Origin of the sequence: Bacillus sp. CBEL-1 (assembly GCF_004348885.1) — a bacterium.
Classification (GTDB): domain Bacteria; phylum Bacillota; class Bacilli; order Bacillales; family Bacillaceae_H; genus Priestia; species Priestia aryabhattai_A.
This window is the reverse complement of the sequence record NZ_SBIM01000006.1, coordinates 245,220-267,029: the sequence shown is the minus strand read 5'-3', so window position 1 is coordinate 267,029 and position 21,810 is coordinate 245,220. Positions and strand designations below refer to the sequence as shown.

The following is a 21,810-nucleotide window of genomic DNA, read 5'->3' as shown; positions in this document are numbered from 1 at the left end:
TTCAATGTAAAAAAGGAGTGACAATATGTCATATTCATATAAGCAAGCTGGAGTTGACTTAGAAGCAGGCTACGAGGCCGTTTCACGTATTAAAAAACACGTTGCACGAACAGAGCGTAAAGGTATTATGGGCACAGTTGGTGGTTTCGGAGGAATGTTTGATTTATCTTCCTTAGGTTTAAAAGAGCCTGTTTTAGTATCAGGAACAGACGGTGTTGGTACAAAATTAAAATTAGCTTTTCAAATGGATAAGCACGACACTATCGGGATTGATGCTGTAGCGATGTGTGTAAACGATGTGGTTGTACAAGGTGCAGAGCCTCTTTATTTCCTGGATTATATTGCATGTGGGAAAGCAGTCCCAGAAAAAATCGAAGCGATTGTAAAAGGAATTGCAGATGGATGCGAGCAGTCAAATTGTGCATTAATCGGCGGTGAAACAGCAGAAATGCCTGGGTTATATGAGGAAGATGAATATGACTTAGCTGGATTTACAGTTGGAGCAGTTGAGAAATCAGAAATTATCACTGGAGAAAGCGTAAAGCCAGGGCAGCTACTAGTAGGTATTTCATCAAGCGGTATTCATAGCAATGGCTATTCACTGGTGAGAAAAATTGTTGATGATCAAAAGCTTGATCTTCAAAAGGTTTATGGAGGATTTGATCAAACTCTTGGCCTTGAGCTTTTAACACCAACTAAAATTTATGTGAAGCCTGTGTTGCAAGCATTAGAGGCAGCCAAGATAGCTGGAATGGCGCATATTACAGGCGGAGGGTTTATTGAAAACATTCCCCGTATGCTTCCAGACGGTTTAGGAGTAGAAATTGACTACGGTTCTTGGCCGATTCCAAAAATCTTTGATTTCCTTCAAGAGCATGGCGGCTTAGAACGTAAAGAAATGTTTGAAGTCTTTAATATGGGGATTGGGTTTGTGTTAGCGGTAGAGCCAGAAGAAATGAATGCGGTTATCAATGCAATTGAAAGCAAAGGGGAAAAAGCATTTGTGATTGGACGTGTGACAGAAGGCACTGGGGTAGAGTTTAGTGGAGGCGTGCTTGGATGATGAATATTGCAGTCTTTGCTTCAGGAAATGGCAGCAACTTTCAATCTCTATACGAAGCAACGCAATCGGGTCAATTAAAGGCAGCAATTAAGCTTGTGGTTTGTAATAAGCCACAAGCGTATGTAATTGAGCGAGCAAAAGCATGTGGTATTCCGTGCTTTGTTTGCTCACCTAAAGACTTCCCTGATAAAGCAGCTTACGAACAAGCAATTCTAAACGAATTACAGGCTAATAACATAGATTTTCTAGTATTGGCAGGCTACATGCGCTTAGTTGGTCCAACATTACTTCAACCATATAAAAATCGAATTGTTAATATCCATCCCTCTTTATTACCAGCGTTCCCAGGCATGGATGCAATTGGCCAAGCATTTGATGCTGGTGTAAAGATTATTGGTATTACCGTACATTTTGTAGATGAAGGAATGGATACGGGGCCGATTATTGATCAGCAGGCAATTCGTGTAAATGAGGAAGATACAAGAGACATCGTTGAAACTCGCATACATGAGATTGAGCATAAGTTTTATCCTCAAGTGCTCAACAAACTGTTTCAGCAGCTTGTGGTTAAATAATAGACTGGGTTGTCAAAAAAGTTTTAATACTTTACTATGGTAGAGTGATAGTGTAAGAAAGTTATAAAAAGAGAGATCGAATCAGGAGGAGTTTACAAAATGACAGCAAAACGCGCACTTATTAGCGTATCTGACAAAGAAGGTATTGTTTCATTTGCTAAAGAACTGAAGGAGTTAGGAGTAGAAATTATCTCGACTGGCGGTACAAAGCGTACGCTAGAAGAAAACGGCATTGATGTAATTGGTATCTCTGAAGTGACAGGTTTTCCTGAGATTTTAGATGGCCGTTTAAAAACGCTACATCCTAATGTTCACGGAGCTTTATTAGCGTTACGCGATAACGAAGAGCACCAAACACAAATGAAAGAGCACAATATCTCACCAATCGACTTTGTAGTTGTAAACTTATACCCGTTTAAAAAGACAATTGAACAAGACGATGTAACGCTTGCTGAAGCAATTGAGAACATTGATATTGGTGGACCAACAATGCTTCGTTCAGCTGCTAAAAACTATCGTTCGGTATCAGTTGTTGTCGATCCAACTGATTATGCGACCGTAGTAAGCGAATTAAAGTCAAACGGAAACGTTTCGTTTGAAACAAACCAACGCCTAGCAGCGAAAGTATTCCGTCATACGGCGGCTTATGATGCATTAATTGCTGAATACCTAACAAATATTACGGGTGAGAAGACGCCTGAAAAGCTAACGGTAACGTATGAGCGTGTTCAAGGATTACGCTACGGAGAAAACCCACATCAGGAAGCGGCTTTCTATAAAAAACCATTAACGCAAAAAGGTTCGATTGCAACGGCTACACAGCTGCATGGAAAAGAGTTATCTTATAACAATATTAATGATGCAAACGCAGCGCTTCAGATTGTAAAAGAATTTTCAGAGCCGGCTGTTGTAGCCATCAAACATATGAACCCATGTGGAGTAGGTGTGGGTGAAACGATTGCTCAAGCTTATCAGAAAGCTTACGAAGCAGACCCAACATCAATATTCGGTGGTATTGTAGCAGCAAACCGCCCAATCGATCGTGAAACAGCTATTCAATTAAAAGAAATTTTCTTAGAAATCATTATTGCTCCTTCATTTGATCAAGAGGCAATTGATGTATTAACAGCGAAGAAAAATTTACGTCTACTAACAGTAGAACTTGATGAAAATGCACAAAAAGAATCCTTCTTAACATCTGTAAAAGGCGGCGTACTTGTTCAAGACGAAGATGTATTTGGTTTTGACAATGCTACGGTTTCTGTTCCAACAAAGCGCGAGCCAACAGAAAAAGAATGGGCAGATTTAAAATTAGCGTGGAAAGTTGTGAAAAATGTAAAGTCAAATGCGATTGTACTTGCAAAAGACGATATGACAGTCGGAGTAGGTGCTGGACAAATGAACCGCGTTGGTGCAGCGAAAATTGCGATTGAACAAGCGGGTGAAAAAGCACAAGGATCAGCTTTAGGTTCAGATGCTTTCTTCCCAATGGGAGATACAGTTGAAGCAGCAGCTAAAGCTGGTGTTACAGCCATTATTCAACCAGGTGGTTCAATCCGTGACGAAGAGTCAATTGCAAAAGCAGATGAGTACGGCATTACAATGGTATTTACAGGCTTAAGACATTTTAAACATTAATGAGGTGAAGAACGTGAATGTTTTAGTTATCGGAAAAGGTGGAAGAGAACATACAATTGCATGGAAAGCGTCCAAAAGCCCACTTGTAAATGAAGTGTTTGTAGCTCCTGGTAATCCAGGTATGAGTGACGTGGCAACGCTTGTCTCAATCGATGAAAGTAATCATGATGAGCTAGTGGCTTTTGCGAAACAACAAGATATCAAACTAACAATTGTAGGTCCTGAAAACCCATTGATTGAAGGGGTTGTAGATCGCTTTGAAGCTGAGGGTCTGCCGGTATTTGGACCTCGTAAAAAAGCAGCTATGATTGAAGGAAGCAAAAGCTTTGCGAAAGAGTTAATGAAAAAGTATGAGATTCCTACCGCTGCATATGAAACATTTACGTCTTATGAAGAGGCAAAAGCGTATGTAGAAAAACAAGGTGCACCGATTGTTATTAAAGCAGATGGTCTAGCTGCTGGTAAGGGTGTAACGGTCGCTTTAACTGTTGAAGAAGCAGTAGAAACACTTCATGATTTCTTGGTTGATCAAAAGTTCCAGGAAGCTAGTGCTACTGTTGTAGTTGAAGAATTTTTAGACGGTGAAGAATTTTCGTTAATGGCATTTGTGCGTGGTACAAAGGTATATCCAATGGTCATTGCACAAGATCATAAGCGTGCGTTTGACGGAGATAAAGGTCCGAATACTGGTGGGATGGGTGCTTATTCTCCAGTTCCTCAAATCAGTGACGCTGAAGTAGAAAAAGCGGTTCAAACAATTCTATTACCAATGGCAGAAGGGCTAGCTAAAGAAGGCTGTGAGTATACGGGTATTTTATATGCTGGACTCATTCAAACAGCGCAAGGTCCGAAGGTTATTGAATTTAATGCTCGATTTGGTGACCCTGAAACACAGGTTGTATTACCGCGAATGAAAAGCGATTTAGTTGATGTTTTACTTCGCATCTTAAACAACGAAGACGTTGAGATTGAGTGGGATAATCAAGCTGTTATGGGGATTGTGTTAGCAGCTGCTGGTTACCCTGAAGCTTATGAAAAGGGAAATCCAATTTATGGATTAGATAAGATTAATAAAGAAGCGCTTGTTTTCCACGCAGGAACAACTTTAGAAGATGAAACATATGTATCAAATGGAGGGCGTGTTCTTTTAGTTGGTGCTAAGGGAGATACGCTTTCGCAAGCACAAGAAGAAGTATATAAACAAATGAATCACATTGATGTATCAAAAGGTTTCTTCTATCGAAAAGATATTGGATATCGTGCCCTTGAAAAAGCATCAAAAAACTAAAAGAAGAGCATTTGCTCTTCTTTTTATTTAGGCAATATTAACTTGGGTTAATCGTTGGATCTTCTGTATAGCCCTGGTCCCCTTCTTGGTATTTGTCGTAAGCAAATACTAAAGGGCAAAAGCGCGTAATTCCTTCACCAATTTTCATTGCAGCTAAAAAGGCTAACCATAGATAAGAATCTCGGTAAGGACGTCTTGTTAAGCGAGAGGTTGCCCAAGAAAGAAGGGTAAAGCCAACTGTAAGTCGAATTAAAGCATTAACGATGCCAATATTTGGTCTCATGTTTTATCACCTTTTCTCATAAATTAATAAAAGTTATTTTGTAAATGGAATTTATTCATTATAACCAAAAGGAGGCACAGCGTATGTCGATAGGAATGTATCGTTGGAGAAATAGACAGATTCGAAATCAGCTTTCAGTTGTAAGTGAACAAACATCCCCGACAATTGTGTTAAAAGGAACAACTTACTTAAATGCCCGTTTGAATAAGTGGATGAAAGCTAACATTTGGATTGCTAACGACCGCATTGTTTACGTTGGTGAAGCAATGCCAGCTGTGCTGAATTCATCTACGGAAGTCTTTGACTGCCGCGATCAATACATTGTGCCCGGCTATATTGAACCTCATGTGCATCCGTTTCAGTTATATAATCCCCATACTTTTGCACAGTATGCGGCTAAGCACGGCACCACGACCTTAATTAACGATAACTTAGTGCTCATGCTGCAAACAGATACAGAAACAGCATTTTCATTAATTGAAGAAATGAAAACGCTACCATATTCGATGTATTGGTGGTGCCGCTTCGATTCTCAAACGAAGTTTGAAAACGAATCTGAGGTTTTCTCTCATGCCCATATCAAAAAATGGTTAAATCATGATTCAGTTATACAAGGAGGAGAGCTTACGAGTTGGCCTCGCTTGCTAAATGGAGATGATCTTATGCTCCATTGGATTCAGGAAACAAAGCGATTAGGAAAGCATGTTGAAGGACATTTTCCAGGAGCTTCAGAACGTACGCTTGTTAAAATGAAATTGCTTGGAGCAGATGCTGATCACGAGGCTATGAGCGGAAAAGATGTTCTTTCAAGGCTGTCATTAGGGTACGATGTATCGCTACGCTATTCGTCTATTCGCCCGGATCTACCCAGAATCTTGGATGAACTACATGAAGAAGATCTCAATTATTATGAACATTTGACTATGAATACCGATGGTTCCCCACCATCTTTTTATACAGATGGAGTTTCAGATATGCTAGTGAAAGTAGCACTTGAGCATCATGTACCAATCATTGATGCCTATAAGATGGTTTCTACAAATATTGCCCGATACTACAATATTGAACACTTACATGGTCACATTGGCGTTGGATGTATAGCTAACCTTAATCTACTCACTAGTCCTGAATGCCCGACACCCATAAGTGTTCTTGCAAGCGGAAAATGGATTTTAAAGCAAGGAGAAGAACAGAAAGAAAACGAAACATGTTTCCCGTGGGCTTCGTATCGATTTCAACCGCTTGATTGCAACTGGGATCTTAAAATGGATGATTTTCAATTTTCAATGCCTATGGGTGTTTATATGAAAAACGCAGTTATTATGGAACCTTACTCAATTCAACTAAATGTAGGAGATGAATGTTTAGATACAAACCATGATGAATGCTTCTTCATGCTCATTGACCGATACGGTAAATGGCGGATTAACACGCTTTTGAAAGGCTTTGCAACGCATGTTAAAGGATTAGCTAGTTCGTTTTCTAGTACCGGTGATTTCATTCTTATTGGAAAATCAAAAAAAGATATGCTGTATGCCTATCATAAAATGAAAGAAATGGGCGGAGGCATTGCTCTTGCAGAGGATGAGAAAATTGTGGCGGAGCTCCCACTTACTTTGAATGGAAGCATGTCGACTGAAAGAATGGAAGTCTTGATGACGCAAGAAGAGTGCTTAAAACAAGAATTGAAAATAAGAGGCTATCAACATGAAGACCCAATTTATTCACTTCTTTTTTTCTCATCTACACATTTACCTTATATTCGCGTAACACCAGCAGGAATTTATGACGTAATGAATAAAAAGGTACTTTTTCCGTCAATAATGCGTTAAAATATAAAAGTGTAAAAGCGTTTTGTAAAAGAGCATTTATAAGGTAGGAATTTTGTTTGTGAAACACAACATGAATAAATGATGATGAATAGAAAGTTTAGTGTAAAGGAGTTTTCAGCACATGCAAATTAACAAACTTCGTGGCAAAGAATTAGACCAATTATTTGAAGCAATTTTATCTTTAGAAAACATGGAAGAGTGCTATCAATTCTTTGATGATTTGTGTACGGTTAATGAAATTCAGTCATTAGCACAGCGCTTAGAAGTAGCACGTATGCTTCGTGAAGGAAATACGTACCATAAAATTGAAACAGAAACAGGTGCAAGTACAGCGACGATTTCACGCGTCAAACGCTGCTTAAATTACGGCAGCGATGCCTATCAAATGGTGTTAGAGCGTCTGCAACATGATAAAGAAAAAGCGTGAGACATCTGTCTCACGCTTTTTTCTTTATTAAAACTTAACTGCTTCTTCTAGAAGAGCTTTTAACTCGCTGATTGGCACACGTTTTTGCTCCATTGTGTCGCGATCACGAACCGTTACTTGGTTATCTTCTAATGAATCAAAGTCAAATGTGATACAGAATGGCGTACCGATCTCATCGTGACGACGGTAACGTTTACCGATTGAGCCTGCATCATCGTAGTCAACCATAAAGTCGCTTGCTAACTCAGCAAATACAGCCTGAGCTTCAGCTGAAAGCTTTTTAGAAAGTGGTAATACTGCAGCTTTAACTGGTGCTAAAGCTGGATGTAGGCGCATTACCGTACGAGATGAACCATCTTCTAGTTCCTCTTCTTCGTATGCATCAATCATGTATGCTAACGTTACGCGGTCTGCACCTAAAGAAGGTTCGATGCAATAAGGCACGTAGCGTTCGTTTGTTTCTTGGTCGATATATTGGAAGTCTTCACCTGAGTGCTCCATGTGTTGTTTTAAATCATAGTCTGTACGAGATGCTACGCCCCATAGTTCACCCCAGCCAAATGGGAATTTGTATTCAAAGTCAGTCGTTGCGTTACTGTAGTGAGACAGCTCATCTGAATCATGGTCACGAAGACGAATGTTTTCTTCTTTCATACCTAGAGATAGCAGCCACTGTTCACATGTTTTCTTCCAGTAATCGAACCACTCTAGTTCAGTTCCTGGCTTACAGAAGAACTCAAGTTCCATTTGTTCAAACTCACGTGTACGGAACGTAAAGTTACCCGGTGTAATTTCGTTACGGAAACTTTTACCGATTTGTCCGATACCAAATGGAAGTTTCTTACGCATAGAGCGCTGAACATTTTTGAAGTTTACAAAGATACCTTGAGCTGTTTCAGGACGAAGGTAGATTTCGTTTGTAGAGCTTTCTGTTACACCTTGGTGTGTTTTAAACATTAGGTTAAATTGACGAATTTCTGTAAAGTTGGCAGAACCACACTCTGGACAAGTGATTTCATGATCGGCAATTAACTTTTTCATTTCATCAAAAGAAAGACCGTCTACAATCATTTCAATATCTTTTTCTTGAAGCTTTTCTTCAATTAATTTATCAGCACGATGGCGCGCTTTACAATCTTTACAATCAATCATTGGATCGTTGAAGTTTCCTAAGTGACCAGAAGCTTCCCATGTTTTTGGGTTCATTAAAATAGCAGCATCTAAGCCTACGTTGTAAGGAGACTGCTGAATGAATTTTTTCCACCAAGCTTTTTTGATATTATTTTTAAGTTCTACACCAAGCGGACCGTAGTCCCAAGTGTTTGCTAAGCCTCCATAAATCTCAGAGCCTTGAAAAACAAAGCCACGATGCTTCGCGTGAGATACAATTTGATCCATTGATTTTGTCATAGTAATTCCTCCAATAATAAATGATGTAATAAAAAAATCTCTCGTCCCTGGGCATATGCTTTCATATGCCCAGGGACGAGAGATTTTCCCGCGGTTCCACCCTGGTTGATACGTAATGTATCCACCTTAAACATGTATATACTCCAGATTGCCTTTTCCTTAAATCTTGCTTTAGGCTTTCACTATCCCTAAATCGCTATTATACTGCAGAGGGTTTAAGTACTATTAATCCTTCAAAGTATGGCTATACAATTTTGTAGCTATATATTAGCATATCCTATGCAGGGATACAATAACCGTTATAACAAAATGCCTTTTTCACTTTAATTGATGTAGACAAAAAAGATTGGTTTTCGTTTCGTCTCCCAATCTTAGTTTTGTTATAATGAACAAATGGAAAGTAGTCCGTTAAGTTAACGCATAGTGAAGAGTTGCTGGATAAATAGATGGAGGTTCATACAATGTACGACGTAAAAAAATGGAAACACGTATTTAAATTAGATCCAAACAAGGAAATTTCAGATGAAGCGCTAGAAAAAGTATGCGAGTCCGGTACAGACGCGGTAATCGTAGGTGGCTCAGATGGCGTTACGTTAGATAATGTACTGCAGCTTTTAATGCGTATTCGTCGCTATACGGTGCCGTGTGCTTTAGAAGTATCAACAATTGAATCAGTTACTCCTGGCTTTGACTCTTACTTTATTCCAACTGTATTAAACAGCAGTGACCCCAAGTGGATTTCTGGCTTACACCATCACGCAATGAAAGAGTATGGAGAAATTATGGATTGGGATGAAATCTTTGTAGAAGGGTACTGCGTGCTAAATTCAGAAGCCAAAGTAGCAACTTTAACGAGTGCCAAAACGGATTTAGACGCTGACGATATTGTAGCGTACGCACAAATGGCAGAAAGAATGTTTAATTTACCAATCTTTTACCTAGAGTATAGCGGTATGTACGGAAATCCAGATATCGTTGAAAAAGTAAAAAAATCGTTAACCAATACCAATCTTTTCTACGGTGGCGGTATTAGAACGAAAGAGCAGGCTGCTGAGATGGGAAGAATAGCAGACACAGTAGTTGTTGGGAACATAATCTATGACGATTTATCAACAGCATTAAAAACAGTAGATGCAGTGAAAAAGAATGTTGCGAACGGAAAATAAAGTGAAGTAAAATAGAACATATGTTTGATTAGGCGGTGAAATGATGAATTTTCTAAGTGAAAAATTATTAACAGGGTTAAACCCTCAGCAAAAAGAAGCGGTAAAAACAACAGACGGGCCGTTGCTAATTATGGCTGGTGCAGGAAGTGGAAAGACGCGTGTGCTCACGCATCGCATCGCGTATCTAATGGCTGAAAAAGAAGTGGCGCCTTGGAATATCCTTGCAATTACGTTTACAAACAAAGCGGCTCGCGAGATGAGAGAACGTGTTAGCGCAATCGTTGGTGGAGTAGCAGAAGATATTTGGATTTCGACGTTCCACTCCATGTGTGTGCGTATTTTACGCCGCGACATTGACAGAATTGGCTATAATCGAAACTTTACTATTCTCGATTCAACGGATCAGTTATCGGTTATTAAAAACATCTTAAAAGAAGAAAACCTGGATCCGAAAAAGTTTGACCCACGATCGTTGCTAGGAAGCATCAGTTCAGCGAAAAATGAGCTAAAAACAGCGGATGATTTCGCAAAAACGGCTGCGGGTCCGTATGAAGAAGTCGTAAGCACGGTTTACACAAAGTATGAAAAGCGCCTTAAGAAAAATCAAGCGCTGGACTTTGATGACTTAATTATGACGACGATTCAGCTCTTTAAGCGAGTACCAGAAGTGCTCACTTACTATCAGCGTAAGTTTCAATACATTCATGTTGACGAGTATCAAGATACAAATCATGCGCAATATATGCTTGTTCGATTGCTAGCAGCGCGCTTTGAAAATGTGTGCGTAGTTGGGGACTCAGATCAATCGATTTATCGCTGGCGTGGCGCGGATATTACCAATATCCTTTCCTTTGAAAAAGATTATCCAAAAGCATCGGTTATTTTATTAGAACAAAACTATCGTTCAACAAAAAATATTTTAGCAGCAGCAAACGAAGTCATTGCCAACAACATGAATCGAAAAGCGAAAAACTTATGGACAGAAAACGTGGATGGCCAAAAGCTTTATCGCTATCAGGCAATGAGTGAGCATGATGAAGCTCAATTCGTAGCGCGTAAAATTAAAGAAGCCATAGATTCTGGTAAACGTAAATATAGCGATTTTGCCATTCTATATCGTACGAACGCCCAGTCGCGTGTGATGGAGGAAGTCTTACTAAAATCAAATATTAATTATACAATCGTTGGCGGAATTAAGTTCTATGATCGTAAAGAGATTAAAGATATCCTGGCTTATTTACGCTTAATTGCAAACCAAGATGATGACATCAGCTTAACGCGCATTGTGAACGTACCAAAGAGAGGCGTAGGAGCAACGTCTGTTGATAAGGTGGCAAACTATGCACTAACCCATGATATTTCAATCTTTAAAGCACTTGATGAAGTGGAGTTAATTGGCGTAACCGGTAAAGCAACGAGTACGCTGCGAGATTTTCAAGCAATGATTGACAACCTAGCTCAAATGCAGGATTACATGTCCGTAACAGAGCTTGTAGAAGAAGTGCTAGAGCGAACGGGCTACCGAGAAGCGCTCAAAACGGAAAAAACAATTGAAGCTCAAAGTCGCTTAGAAAACATTGATGAGTTTTTATCTGTTACGAAAACCTTTGAAGAAGCAAGTGAGGACAAGAGCCTAGTCGCATTCTTAACGGACTTGGCGCTTGTGGCCGATATCGACCAGCTTGATGAAGAGGAAGATGAGAATGAACAAGTGATTTTAATGACTCTTCACTCTGCAAAAGGGCTTGAGTTCCCAGTTGTTTTCTTACTTGGTATGGAAGAAGGCGTATTTCCACACAGTCGCTCGCTCTTTGAAGATATGGAAATGGAAGAAGAGCGTCGCTTAGCATACGTTGGAATTACGCGTGCGGAACAAGAACTTTACTTATTAAATGCACAAATGCGTACACTATTCGGTAAGACAAACGTTAATCCGGCATCGCGCTTTATTAGCGAAATTCCATCAGAGCTAATCGAGTCGTTGAACGAAGCGAAGAAATCGCCGATGCAGCCAAGTGGAAGAAGCACATCACCGTATGCTGCTCGCAGACAAGCTGCCGTTGCGAAAACAACGCTCACTTCTACCGGTGGCGAATCGATTGGTTGGGGTGTTGGCGACAAAGCGGAGCATAAAAAATGGGGTATCGGGACAGTCGTTAGCGTTAAAGGAGAAGGCGACTCAAAAGAATTGGACATTGCGTTTCCAAGCCCAGTGGGAGTAAAGCGTCTGTTAGCTAAATTTGCACCCGTAACAAAAGTATAATGTGTGAAGAAGGAGTAAGGATATGGATCTTGAAACGAGCAAACAAAGAATTCAAGAATTGCATGAGCTGTTAAACCGCTATAACTATGAGTATCACGTATTAGATCAGCCAACCGTTCCCGATGCGGAATACGACCGCTTAATGAATGAGCTGATTAAAATAGAAGAAGCATTTCCAGAGTTAAAAACGCAGGATTCTCCTACTCAGCGCGTTGGCGGCCAGGTGCTTGATGCTTTTCAAAAGGTTGAGCACCGCACGCCGATGCTAAGCTTAGGAAATGCATTTAATGAGCAGGATTTGCGTGATTTTGATCGGCGTATTCGCCAAGCGGTAGGAGATGATTTTTCCTATGTATGCGAGTTGAAAATTGATGGCTTAGCAATCTCTTTACTTTATGAGGATGGCTACCTAGTACGCGGAGCTACGCGCGGAGACGGAACGATTGGTGAAGATATTACCGAGAATCTAAAAACTATCCGCTCAATTCCTCTTCGTGTAAAAGAGCCTGTTACGATGGAAGTGCGCGGAGAAGCATTCATGCCGAGAAAGTCATTTGAGAAGTTAAATGAAGCTAAGATTCAAAATGAAGAGCTTCCGTTTGCAAACCCTCGTAATGCTGCTGCTGGTTCACTGCGTCAATTAGATCCTAAAATTGCAGCGAAACGAAATCTTGATATTTTTGTGTATGCAATGACGGATGTTGGAGAACAGGATGTAGAAGCTCATAGTGAAAGTTTAGACCTTTTAGACCATCTTGGTTTTAAAACAAATAAAGAGCGTCAAAAGTGTGCTACCATTGAAGAAGTTCTTGCTTACATTGAAAACTGGCAGGAAAAACGCCCATCTCTTGCCTATGATATCGATGGGATTGTTATTAAAGTCGATGCGTTTGAGCAGCAGGTTGAGCTCGGTACAACAGCAAAAAGCCCGCGTTGGGCAATAGCTTATAAGTTTCCGGCAGAAGAAGTTGTAACAACTCTAAAAAATATTGAGCTAACGGTTGGACGTACAGGTGTTATTACGCCGACGGCCATTTTGGAACCAGTGCAGGTTGCAGGTACGACCGTACAGCGCGCATCTTTACACAATGAAGACCTGATTCGTGAAAAAGACATTCGCATCGGCGACCAAGTAGTTATTAAAAAAGCCGGTGATATTATTCCAGAAGTTGTGAATGTCATTACTGAAAAGCGAACAGGCAACGAGCAAGAGTTTACGATGCCAACCCACTGTCCGGAATGTGAGAGTGAGCTTGTCCGCTTAGAAGGGGAAGTAGCGCTTCGCTGTATTAACCCGAGCTGTCCTGCTCAAATTCGTGAAGGTCTTATTCATTTTGTGTCTCGCAATGCCATGAATATTGATGGTCTTGGAGAGAAAGTAATTACTCAACTTTTTAAAGAAGAGTTAATCACAGACGTAGCAGATCTTTACGAACTAACAAAAGAGCAGCTAATTGAGCTTGAGCGAATGGGTGAAAAATCAGCAGATAATCTTTTAAAAGCGATTGAAGCTTCTAAAGAAAATTCTCTTGAAAGATTGTTATTCGGCTTAGGTATTCGTCACGTAGGTGCTAAAGCAGCAAAAACTCTAGCACAGCAATTTGATACGATGGACAAGTTGCAAAAAGCAACGTATGATGAGTTAGTGACAATTAATGAGATCGGTGACAAGATGGCCGATGCAATCGTTACATACTTTTCACAAGAGGAAGTGCAAGAGCTGTTGCGCGAGCTTCAAGAAGCCGGCGTTAACATGACCTATAAAGGTCCAAAACCCGTCAATGTAGGAGATTCTGATTCTGTTTTTGCTGGTAAAACGATTGTGTTAACTGGTAAATTAGAAGAGCTAGGCAGAAACGAAGCAAAGGCGGAGATTGAAGCTTTAGGCGGAAAAGTAACAGGTAGTGTAAGTAAGAAAACAGACCTTGTCATTGCGGGGGAAGACGCAGGTTCTAAACTTGCTAAAGCAAATGAGCTTGGCATTGAAGTATGGGACGAAGCGAGGTTACTTATTGAATTAAACAAATAAGAGGTGTGTATAGTTGAAAAAGATATTTTTACTGTCTCTTATGGTCATGCTTATAACCTCAGCATGTGCACCTAATTTTTCGAAAGAGGAAGAGATTGTTCAACAAACAGATGATAAAAATGAAAAAGCTGTTATCCCAAAATACAGCATTTCAGATGAATATTACCGAACAATTCTTCCTTATAAACCGGGAGTAGCGAGAGGCCTTGTAGCAGCGAATATGAATAATCGCCTTGATATTCAAGAGTTTGAAACAGGATTAATGCGTCTAGCACAAGATGATTTTTCACCTGACAAATATGTGTTCCAAGAAGGACAATATCTAGACAAAGAGACGATTCGTTCATGGTTAAGCCGTAAGAAAACAGACGCGCAGTTTAAAGAACTAAAGGATAAGACAAAGGAAAATGATCGTGATTCATTAAAGAATGAAGGTCTCAATCCAGCCGATACAGGTGATGGAGACTTAAAAGCACGAAATGAAAGAAGCCCAATGTATTTGGCCCATATTACGGAGCAAAACTACTTAGTTCAAGACGGTGACGATAAAGTTGCGCTTGGCGGGGTAGTTATTGGTCTGGCCATGAACTCTGTCCACTACTATACGCAAGAAGATGGATACGCTCGTGAAGTTAAGCTCGATGATAAAGAAATTGAAGAGCGAGGCAAAGAGATAGCAAATACCATCGTGGATCGTATGCGTAAAAAGAAGGGACTAGAACAAGTACCAATCACAGTGGCAATCTTTAAGCAAAATCCAAAATCTTCTTTAACACCTGGTAACTTTATTAGCGTTGGCCAAGCTGGCAAAGGGCGTAACTCAGTGAACGGGTGGGATAAAGTTGATGAGAAGTATTACCTATTCCCGTCATCTGCTGCCGATAAAGACTATCGCGATGATGCAATGAAGTTTAATGAATTCAAAGCACAAATTGAAGATTACTTCCCGAACTTTACAAGCGTAGTAGGGAAAGGTCATTATATCGATGGTCAGATGCAGAGAATGTCCATTGAAATTCCAATTCAATTTTACGGAAAAGGTGAAATTGTTGGGTTTACTCAGTACGTTGCTGGATTAATGCTTGATCATTTCCCAGACTATATGGAAACAAGTATTTCCATCACGTCTGTAAACGGTCCGGAAGCATTAATTATCCGTAAACCTGATCAAGAAACGCCAACCGTGCATATTTACGAAAACTAAGTTAAAAGCCGCTCAGATGAGCGGCTTTTTCATTGTGAGACAAAGGGTGTGTTTTGATGAGATTTCATAAATTTTTGCAGGTGGCTTTTGGCATACTGAAATGCATCTTTTTCAGTTTTTCGCTCTTCATATGGAAGCTTTTTATCAAACTCAAATTGCTTTTTGAAAAAAGGAATATCCTCTTGCATGACATGACGCAACTCGTGAAACAGCGTTTCAACCAAAGGTAAATAATCCTCGAATTTAAATATGAAAATAATTCCAACTTCTCTCCAATAGACGGCGGAAGCATATTGAAGAAATTCTGCTTCTTCTTCTTCAAGTTCAGACACAATTTTATTTGCTTCACAAGAGTCACAAAACACAACGGGGGTTGTGAATTGGCGGTTTAGACAAGAGAAAACTTCCTTTTGCAGCTGATGCAAGTTAAATGAAAATTCGTCATCGAGAACAAACCAGTTTAGACACTCTTGGTAGACAGGACGCTTATGAATAGTCGAGTAAATGAGTAATGGATTCATAATGTGTTCACACTCCTTACTAGCGGTCATATTCATTTTCGACCTTTTTATTTACCCTTATACTTCTGATTAAGAAGCTTATGAAGAGGTTATTAATATATATGTCAAAGAGCTATTCATTTAGAAGAAAAGAGTAAAACTCTAAATAAATCCAGGAGAAAAATCCCTTTTCTAGAGGAATATAGAGTGTAACCCCTATCATTTTAAAAGGAAGATTTTATATTTATGGAACTACTCTCAGAAATGTTGCTTGATGCTAGTGAAGTTTGGTATTATCAGTATATTGTAGTGGGACGAATATTCGGAGGTGAACGAACATGTCAAGAATTTCTGTTGAACAAGTAAAACATGTTGCACATTTAGCTAGATTAGCTGTAACAGATGAAGAAGCAGCTTTATTTACAAAGCAATTAGATGCAATCATTACATACGCTGAGCAATTAGACGAATTGGATACTACAAATGTAAAGCCAACTTCACACGTATTAGACGTGAAAAACGTAATGCGTGAGGACAAGCCAGCAAAAGGATTACCTGTTGAAGACGTAACGAAAAACGCGCCAGACCATAAAGATGGATACGTACGCGTACCAACTATTTTAGAATAAGAAAGGAGGCTTTACGATGTCATTATTTAATCGTAAACTTTCAGAATTACATAAGCTTCTTCATAGCAAAGAAGTAAGTGTACAAGACCTAGTAGAAGAATCGTATAAGCGTATTAACGCAGTAGATGATAAAGTGGGTGCTTTCCTAGCACTGAACGAGGACAACGCTCGTGCTTACGCAAAACAACTAGACGAAGCGCTACAAACGAAAGATGAGTTTGGTTTGTTATTTGGTATGCCTATCGGTGTAAAAGATAACATCGTAACAAAAGACTTACGCACAACGTGTTCAAGTAAAATTCTAGCAAACTTTGATCCAATCTATGACGCAACGGTTGTTCAAAAGCTACAATCAGCTGAAGCAGTAACGATTGGTAAATTAAACATGGATGAGTTCGCAATGGGTTCTTCGACTGAAAACTCTGGCCTACAATTAACTCGCAATCCATGGAATTTAGACTATGTACCAGGTGGATCTAGCGGTGGTTCAGCAGCGGCTGTTGCAGCTGGAGAAGTACCATTCTCACTGGGTTCTGATACGGGTGGTTCAATCCGTCAACCTGCGGCTTATTGCGGTGTTGTTGGATTAAAACCTACATACGGACGCGTGTCTCGTTACGGTCTTGTTGCATTTGCATCTTCTTTAGATCAAATCGGACCAATCACAAACTCAGTTGAAGATAATGCATATTTACTTCAAGCAATTTCAGGTGTTGACCCAATGGATTCAACTTCTGCAAACGTAGATGTTCCGGACTATGTATCTGCTTTAACTGGTGATATTAAAGGTCTTAAAATTGCTGTACCAAAAGAGTATCTAGGTGAAGGCGTTGGCGAAGAAGCTCGTCAATCAGTACTAGATGCATTAAAAGTATTAGAAAGCCTTGGCGCAACTTGGGAAGAGGTTTCATTACCACACTCTAAGTATGCCTTAGCAACATACTACTTACTGTCTTCTTCAGAAGCTTCTGCAAACTTATCTCGCTTTGACGGTGTACGTTATGGATACCGCACAGATAATGCTGAAAACTTACTTGAAATGTACAAGCAAACGCGTAGCGAAGGCTTTGGTAACGAAGTGAAGCGTCGTATCATGCTTGGTACATTTGCGTTAAGCTCAGGTTATTATGATGCTTATTATAAAAAAGCGCAGCAAGTACGTACGCTTATTAAGGAAGATTTCGAATCTGTATTTGAAAACTATGACGTTATCATTGGTCCTACAACGCCAACACCAGCGTTTAAAATTGGTGAAAAGACAGATGATCCGTTAACAATGTATGCAAATGATATTTTAACAATCCCAGTAAACCTTGCAGGTGTACCAGGTATCTCTGTGCCTTGTGGCCTTGCGAACGGATTACCATTAGGGTTGCAAATTATCGGTAAGCATTTTGATGAAAGCACAATTTATCGCGTCGCTCATGCATTCGAACAAGCAACTGAGCATCATAAAGCGAAACCAGCACTGTAAGGGGTGAGAAGAAGATGAACTTTGAAACGATTATCGGTCTTGAAGTACACGTTGAGCTTAAGACACAATCTAAAATTTTCTCAGCAAGTCCAAACGCGTTCGGAGCAGCGCCAAATGCGAACACAAGCGTTATCGACTTGGGATATCCTGGCGTACTGCCAGTTCTAAATAAAGAAGCGGTTAACTTCGCGATGAAAGCAGCTCTTGCATTAAACTGTGAAATCGCAACAGATACAAAGTTTGACCGTAAAAACTATTTCTATCCGGATAACCCAAAAGCTTATCAAATCTCTCAATTTGATAAACCAATTGGTGAAAACGGTTGGATTGAAGTTGAAGTAAACGGTGAAACAAAGCGTATTCGTATTAACCGACTTCACTTAGAAGAAGATGCGGGTAAATTAACGCATACAGGTGATGGTTACTCTCTAGTAGACTTTAACCGTCAAGGTACGCCTTTAATTGAAATCGTATCAGAAGCAGATATGCGTTCTCCGGAAGAAGCTTACGCATATTTAGAAAAATTAAAATCTATCATCCAATACACAGGCGTATCTGATTGTAAGATGGAGGAAGGTTCACTTCGTTGTGATGCCAATATTTCTCTACGTCCAGTTGGACAAGAGAAGTTCGGTACAAAAACAGAGCTAAAGAACTTAAACTCTTTCAACTTCGTACGTCGTGGTCTGGAGCATGAAGAAAAGCGCCAAGAGAAAGTATTACTAGCTGGTGGAATCATTGAGCAAGAAACACGTCGCTTTGATGAATCAACAGGTGAAACACTCTTAATGCGTGTAAAAGAAGGATCGGATGATTATCGTTACTTCCCAGAGCCAGATCTTGTAGCACTTCATATTGATGATGAGTGGAAAGAGCGCATCCGTGCGTCAATTCCAGAGCTTCCAGATGCTCGTAAGAAACGTTATGTTGAAGAGCTTGGGTTACCGGCTTATGATGCAATGGTATTAACGCTAACAAAAGAAATGTCTGACTTCTTTGAAGCAACGATTGAAGCTGGTGGAGACGCAAAATTATCTTCTAACTGGTTAATGGGTGAAGTATCAGCATACTTAAACTCAAACCAAAAAGAGTTAGCCGACGTGGCATTAACTCCAGAAGGCTTAGCTGGCATGATTAAATTAATTCAAGAAGGCACAATTTCATCTAAAATTGCGAAAAAAGTCTTCAAAGAGTTAATTGAAAATGGTGGAAGCGCAGAAAAAATCGTAAAAGAAAAAGGCCTTGTGCAAATTTCTGACGATGCAACGCTACGCAAGTTCGTAACGGATGCGTTAGATGCAAATCCTCAATCAATTGAAGATTTCAAAAACGGTAAAGATCGTGCAATTGGATTCTTAGTAGGGCAAATTATGAAAGCGTCAAAAGGTCAAGCCAACCCTCCAATGGTTAACAAAATTTTATTAGAAGAAATTAAAAAGCGCTAATTAGCGTAAGTTAATTTCTTTACATCATGTGATGATTGCCCCCTCGTAAAATTGTAGCTGCTATTTTAAGAGGGGGTCTTATTTTGGAATAGAGATTATGCATATGTATATAATGTAGATATTGAATTGGTTTGGATTTTGATAAATTATCATTATTAGGATGATGAAAATGAAAAGAGCGAGAATCATTTATAACCCGACATCGGGGCGTGAAATTTTTAAAAAGAATTTACCAGAGGTACTTCAAAAGCTAGAGCAAGCTGGTTATGAGACGTCTTGTCATGCGACTACCTGTGCTGGTGATGCGACAGAAGCTGCCAAGATAGCAGTGGAGCGCAAATTTGATATCGTCATTGCTGCTGGCGGTGATGGAACGATTAATGAAGTTATAAATGGCATTGCTGGACAAGACTATCGTCCGCAGCTAGGGATTATTCCAGTAGGAACAACCAATGACTTTGCTCGTGCAATTAACGTTCCTCGTACGATTGAAGGAGCGGTTGATGTTATCATTAACGGTGTACCAAAAGCGATAGATCTAGGTGCAGTTACCAATGAAGGGGAAACGCATCACTTTGTGAATATTGCAGGTGGTGGCCGCTTAACAGAGTTGACGTACGAAGTGCCTAGTAAATTAAAAACTATGCTGGGTCAGCTAGCTTACTACTTAAAAGGAATGGAAATGCTGCCTTCAATTAAGCCAACCACGGTGGAAATTGAGTATGATGGTAAGTTTTTTAGCGGAGATATTATGATGTTTTTAGTATCTTTAACAAATTCTGTTGGAGGCTTTGAGAAGCTAGCGCCAGATTCCTCTTTAGATGATGGGATGTTTGATTTAATTATCTTGAAAAAAGCTAACTTAGCTGAGTTTATTCGTATTGCAACATTAGCGCTACGCGGAGAGCACATCAATGACCCTCACATTATTTATACAAAAGCAAATCGCGTTAAGATTCATACAAGCGATAAGATGCAGCTGAATCTTGATGGAGAATACGGTGGATTATTGCCTGGGGAATTTGTCAATTTATATCGACATGTAGAAGTTTTTGTCCCAAAAGAGACAGCAAAATTAATGGAGAAAAATGAGATCGCCTAACTGCGATCTTTTTTCATGTGACCGACTTTTGTGTAAAGAGAATTGATGTGGTACAATCAGTTCAGCATTTTTAAATACAAAGGATGTACGATAAATGGAAAAGTTAACACCACCAGTTGAAAAAAATGATTATATAGATGTTACGTTTGAAGATTTAACACATGATGGTTCAGGCGTAGCCAAAGTAAACGGCTTTCCAATTTTTGTTCAGAACACATTGCCTGGCGAAAGCGGCCAAGTAAAAGTAATAAAAGTAAAAAAAGGCTATGCGTTTGGAAAACTTATGAATCACAGTACGGTGAGCGAAGCGCGCGTAGAACCTCCCTGTCCTGTGTATAAGCAGTGCGGCGGCTGTCAGCTGCAGCACGTAAGTTACGAAGGTCAGCTGTCGTTCAAGCAAAAGCAGGTTCAAGGGGTAATGGAAAGAATTGGTAACCTGCCAAACGTTCCGGTGCTACCAACAATAGGTATGACAGATCCTTGGCGCTACCGTAACAAAGCTCAGGTTCCTGTTGCAAGTCGAGAAGGTGGCTTAGTGGCTGGCTTCTATCAGCAACGCAGCCATGACATCATTGATATGGACATGTGCCTGATTCAACAGCAAGAAAACGATGACGTTGTTCAAGTTGTTAAAAGCATTCTTGAAAAGTACAATGTTCCCGCTTATCATGAACAAAAGCACAAAGGAACGATTCGCCATATCATGGCTCGCTACGGCTTAACGACGGGAGAAATTATGGTTGTGCTTGTTACTCGCACAAGCGAGCTTCCAAACAAAAAGCACATCATTGAAGAAATCGTTAAAGCCGTACCAAACGTGAAATCAATTGTTCAAAACGTCAATACAAAGCGCACAAACGTTATTTTGGGTGATCAAACCAACGTACTTTGGGGTGAAGAGTATATCTATGACTATATCGGCGACGTTAAGTTTGCTATTTCAGCCAAGTCATTTTATCAGGTAAACCCAGAGCAAACGAAAGTACTTTATGACAAAGCGCTTGAGTATGCAGATTTAACAGGAGAAGAAACGGTCATTGACGCATATTGCGGAATTGGGACAATCTCTCTGTTTTTAGCGCAAAAAGCCAAGAAGGTATACGGAGTAGAAATTGTTCCTGAAGCGATTGAAGACGCTAAGCGCAACGCTAAGCTGAATAATATAGATAACGCTGAGTTTGAAGTAGGAGAGGCTGAAGTTGTCATTCCTAACTGGTACAAGCAAGGTATTAAAGCGGATGTCATCGTCGTTGATCCGCCAAGAAAAGGCTGTGACGAAGCATTATTAAAAACGATTCTTAAAATGAAGCCAAAGAAAGTCGTCTACGTATCATGTGGCCCGGCAACCCTGGCGCGTGATCTCAAGATTCTTGAAGAAGGCGGCTATCAAACGGTGGAAGTGCAGCCCGTTGATATGTTTCCGCATACGACGCATGTGGAATCAGTGGCAAAGCTTATTTTAAAAGAAGACAACTAACCTTA

The 21,810-nt window shown here is 40.0% G+C and carries 18 protein-coding genes; 15 read left to right on the top strand and 3 right to left on the bottom strand.

Annotated features, from left to right (window positions below):
• The first annotated feature begins 25 nt into the window (after nucleotides 1–25).
• The 4 genes from purM (at nucleotide 26) to purD (ending at nucleotide 4,564) form a co-directional block, all read left to right on the top strand.
• Nucleotides 26–1,063 (top strand): phosphoribosylformylglycinamidine cyclo-ligase, encoded by a 1,038-nt coding sequence (gene purM, locus EPL02_RS05960; protein ID WP_094911247.1) that lies wholly within the window; start codon nucleotides 26–28, stop codon nucleotides 1,061–1,063.
• Complete coding sequence (purN, locus tag EPL02_RS05955) at nucleotides 1,060–1,638, top strand: phosphoribosylglycinamide formyltransferase (RefSeq protein WP_094911248.1); 579 nt, start codon at nucleotides 1,060–1,062, stop codon at nucleotides 1,636–1,638. The genes purM and purN overlap by 4 nt, the downstream gene beginning before the upstream one ends.
• Nucleotides 1,639–1,737: 99 nt before the next feature.
• Nucleotides 1,738–3,276, top strand: coding sequence for a bifunctional phosphoribosylaminoimidazolecarboxamide formyltransferase/IMP cyclohydrolase (gene purH, locus EPL02_RS05950; protein ID WP_131887242.1), 1,539 nt, complete (start codon nucleotides 1,738–1,740; stop codon nucleotides 3,274–3,276).
• Nucleotides 3,277–3,289: 13 nt separating this feature from the next.
• On the top strand, nucleotides 3,290–4,564 hold the full coding sequence (gene purD, locus EPL02_RS05945) for a phosphoribosylamine--glycine ligase (RefSeq protein ID WP_094911250.1): 1,275 nt from the start codon (nucleotides 3,290–3,292) through the stop codon (nucleotides 4,562–4,564).
• A gap of 37 nt (nucleotides 4,565–4,601) precedes the next feature.
• On the opposite strand, the gene EPL02_RS05940 is transcribed toward purD, so the two are convergent.
• The gene (locus EPL02_RS05940) at nucleotides 4,602–4,847 is read right to left on the bottom strand and encodes a YgaP family membrane protein (RefSeq protein WP_131887241.1); all 246 of its coding nucleotides are present in this window, start codon (nucleotides 4,845–4,847) and stop codon (nucleotides 4,602–4,604) included.
• An 83-nt stretch (nucleotides 4,848–4,930) separates the two neighbouring features.
• Here EPL02_RS05940 and EPL02_RS05935 point away from each other — a divergent pair, with 83 nt between their 5' ends.
• Nucleotides 4,931–6,679 (top strand): adenine deaminase C-terminal domain-containing protein, encoded by a 1,749-nt coding sequence (locus tag EPL02_RS05935; protein WP_131887240.1) that lies wholly within the window; start codon nucleotides 4,931–4,933, stop codon nucleotides 6,677–6,679.
• A 121-nt stretch (nucleotides 6,680–6,800) separates the two neighbouring features.
• Nucleotides 6,801–7,106: a YerC/YecD family TrpR-related protein gene (locus tag EPL02_RS05930; protein WP_094911253.1), complete on the top strand. Its 306-nt coding sequence runs from the start codon at nucleotides 6,801–6,803 to the stop codon at nucleotides 7,104–7,106.
• 27 nt (nucleotides 7,107–7,133) lie between these two features.
• Here the strand turns inward: EPL02_RS05930 and EPL02_RS05925 are convergent, their stop codons facing one another.
• Nucleotides 7,134–8,516 (bottom strand): glycine--tRNA ligase, encoded by a 1,383-nt coding sequence (locus EPL02_RS05925; RefSeq protein ID WP_094911254.1) that lies wholly within the window; start codon nucleotides 8,514–8,516, stop codon nucleotides 7,134–7,136.
• Between the two features lie 461 nt (nucleotides 8,517–8,977).
• On the opposite strand from EPL02_RS05925, the gene pcrB reads away from it, so the two are divergent.
• The 4 genes from pcrB to EPL02_RS05905 are packed head-to-tail and all read left to right on the top strand — an operon-like array spanning nucleotide 8,978 to nucleotide 15,178.
• The gene (gene pcrB / locus EPL02_RS05920; RefSeq protein WP_131887239.1) at nucleotides 8,978–9,682 is read left to right on the top strand and encodes a heptaprenylglyceryl phosphate synthase; all 705 of its coding nucleotides are present in this window, start codon (nucleotides 8,978–8,980) and stop codon (nucleotides 9,680–9,682) included.
• Between the two features lie 43 nt (nucleotides 9,683–9,725).
• The gene (gene pcrA / locus EPL02_RS05915; RefSeq protein ID WP_094911256.1) at nucleotides 9,726–11,945 is read left to right on the top strand and encodes a DNA helicase PcrA; all 2,220 of its coding nucleotides are present in this window, start codon (nucleotides 9,726–9,728) and stop codon (nucleotides 11,943–11,945) included.
• Between the two features lie 22 nt (nucleotides 11,946–11,967).
• A complete protein-coding gene (gene ligA / locus EPL02_RS05910; RefSeq protein ID WP_131887238.1) occupies nucleotides 11,968–13,974 on the top strand; it encodes an NAD-dependent DNA ligase LigA in 2,007 nt (668 codons plus the stop codon).
• Between the two features lie 13 nt (nucleotides 13,975–13,987).
• Entirely contained in the window at nucleotides 13,988–15,178 is a 1,191-nt protein-coding gene (locus EPL02_RS05905) for a CamS family sex pheromone protein (protein ID WP_094911258.1), read from the top strand.
• Nucleotides 15,179–15,207: 29 nt separating this feature from the next.
• On the opposite strand, the gene EPL02_RS05900 is transcribed toward EPL02_RS05905, so the two are convergent.
• Nucleotides 15,208–15,699: a DUF3920 family protein gene (locus tag EPL02_RS05900; RefSeq protein ID WP_131887237.1), complete on the bottom strand. Its 492-nt coding sequence runs from the start codon at nucleotides 15,697–15,699 to the stop codon at nucleotides 15,208–15,210.
• A 317-nt stretch (nucleotides 15,700–16,016) separates the two neighbouring features.
• Here EPL02_RS05900 and gatC point away from each other — a divergent pair, with 317 nt between their 5' ends.
• The 5 genes from gatC (at nucleotide 16,017) to rlmD (ending at nucleotide 21,805) form a co-directional block, all read left to right on the top strand.
• Nucleotides 16,017–16,307 carry an Asp-tRNA(Asn)/Glu-tRNA(Gln) amidotransferase subunit GatC gene (gene gatC, locus EPL02_RS05895; RefSeq protein ID WP_094911260.1) on the top strand — a complete coding sequence of 97 codons (291 nt, stop codon included), beginning with the start codon at nucleotides 16,017–16,019 and terminating at the stop codon, nucleotides 16,305–16,307.
• Between the two features lie 16 nt (nucleotides 16,308–16,323).
• Nucleotides 16,324–17,781: an Asp-tRNA(Asn)/Glu-tRNA(Gln) amidotransferase subunit GatA gene (gene gatA, locus EPL02_RS05890; protein WP_094911261.1), complete on the top strand. Its 1,458-nt coding sequence runs from the start codon at nucleotides 16,324–16,326 to the stop codon at nucleotides 17,779–17,781.
• Between the two features lie 14 nt (nucleotides 17,782–17,795).
• Nucleotides 17,796–19,226 (top strand): Asp-tRNA(Asn)/Glu-tRNA(Gln) amidotransferase subunit GatB, encoded by a 1,431-nt coding sequence (gatB, locus tag EPL02_RS05885; RefSeq protein ID WP_094911262.1) that lies wholly within the window; start codon nucleotides 17,796–17,798, stop codon nucleotides 19,224–19,226.
• A 169-nt stretch (nucleotides 19,227–19,395) separates the two neighbouring features.
• Nucleotides 19,396–20,328, top strand: coding sequence for a diacylglycerol kinase (locus EPL02_RS05880; RefSeq protein WP_131887236.1), 933 nt, complete (start codon nucleotides 19,396–19,398; stop codon nucleotides 20,326–20,328).
• A 94-nt stretch (nucleotides 20,329–20,422) separates the two neighbouring features.
• A complete protein-coding gene (gene rlmD / locus EPL02_RS05875; RefSeq protein WP_131887235.1) occupies nucleotides 20,423–21,805 on the top strand; it encodes a 23S rRNA (uracil(1939)-C(5))-methyltransferase RlmD in 1,383 nt (460 codons plus the stop codon).
• Nucleotides 21,806–21,810: the final 5 nt, after the last annotated feature.

Bases quoted from the DNA above. Each gene is read 5' to 3' on its own strand.
- purM (WP_094911247.1), top strand. From the start codon at position 26: ATGTCATATTCATATAAGCAAGCTGGAGTTGACTTAGAAGCAGGCTAC.
- purN (WP_094911248.1), top strand. From the start codon at position 1,060: ATGATGAATATTGCAGTCTTTGCTTCAGGAAATGGCAGCAACTTTCAA.
- purH (WP_131887242.1), top strand. From the start codon at position 1,738: ATGACAGCAAAACGCGCACTTATTAGCGTATCTGACAAAGAAGGTATT.
- EPL02_RS05940 (WP_131887241.1), bottom strand. From the start codon at position 4,847: ATGAGACCAAATATTGGCATCGTTAATGCTTTAATTCGACTTACAGTT.
- EPL02_RS05935 (WP_131887240.1), top strand. From the start codon at position 4,931: ATGTCGATAGGAATGTATCGTTGGAGAAATAGACAGATTCGAAATCAG.
- EPL02_RS05930 (WP_094911253.1), top strand. From the start codon at position 6,801: ATGCAAATTAACAAACTTCGTGGCAAAGAATTAGACCAATTATTTGAA.
- EPL02_RS05925 (WP_094911254.1), bottom strand. From the start codon at position 8,516: ATGACAAAATCAATGGATCAAATTGTATCTCACGCGAAGCATCGTGGC.
- pcrB (WP_131887239.1), top strand. From the start codon at position 8,978: ATGTACGACGTAAAAAAATGGAAACACGTATTTAAATTAGATCCAAAC.
- pcrA (WP_094911256.1), top strand. From the start codon at position 9,726: ATGAATTTTCTAAGTGAAAAATTATTAACAGGGTTAAACCCTCAGCAA.
- ligA (WP_131887238.1), top strand. From the start codon at position 11,968: ATGGATCTTGAAACGAGCAAACAAAGAATTCAAGAATTGCATGAGCTG.
- EPL02_RS05900 (WP_131887237.1), bottom strand. From the start codon at position 15,699: ATGAATCCATTACTCATTTACTCGACTATTCATAAGCGTCCTGTCTAC.
- gatC (WP_094911260.1), top strand. From the start codon at position 16,017: ATGTCAAGAATTTCTGTTGAACAAGTAAAACATGTTGCACATTTAGCT.
- gatA (WP_094911261.1), top strand. From the start codon at position 16,324: ATGTCATTATTTAATCGTAAACTTTCAGAATTACATAAGCTTCTTCAT.
- gatB (WP_094911262.1), top strand. From the start codon at position 17,796: ATGAACTTTGAAACGATTATCGGTCTTGAAGTACACGTTGAGCTTAAG.
- EPL02_RS05880 (WP_131887236.1), top strand. From the start codon at position 19,396: ATGAAAAGAGCGAGAATCATTTATAACCCGACATCGGGGCGTGAAATT.
- rlmD (WP_131887235.1), top strand. From the start codon at position 20,423: ATGGAAAAGTTAACACCACCAGTTGAAAAAAATGATTATATAGATGTT.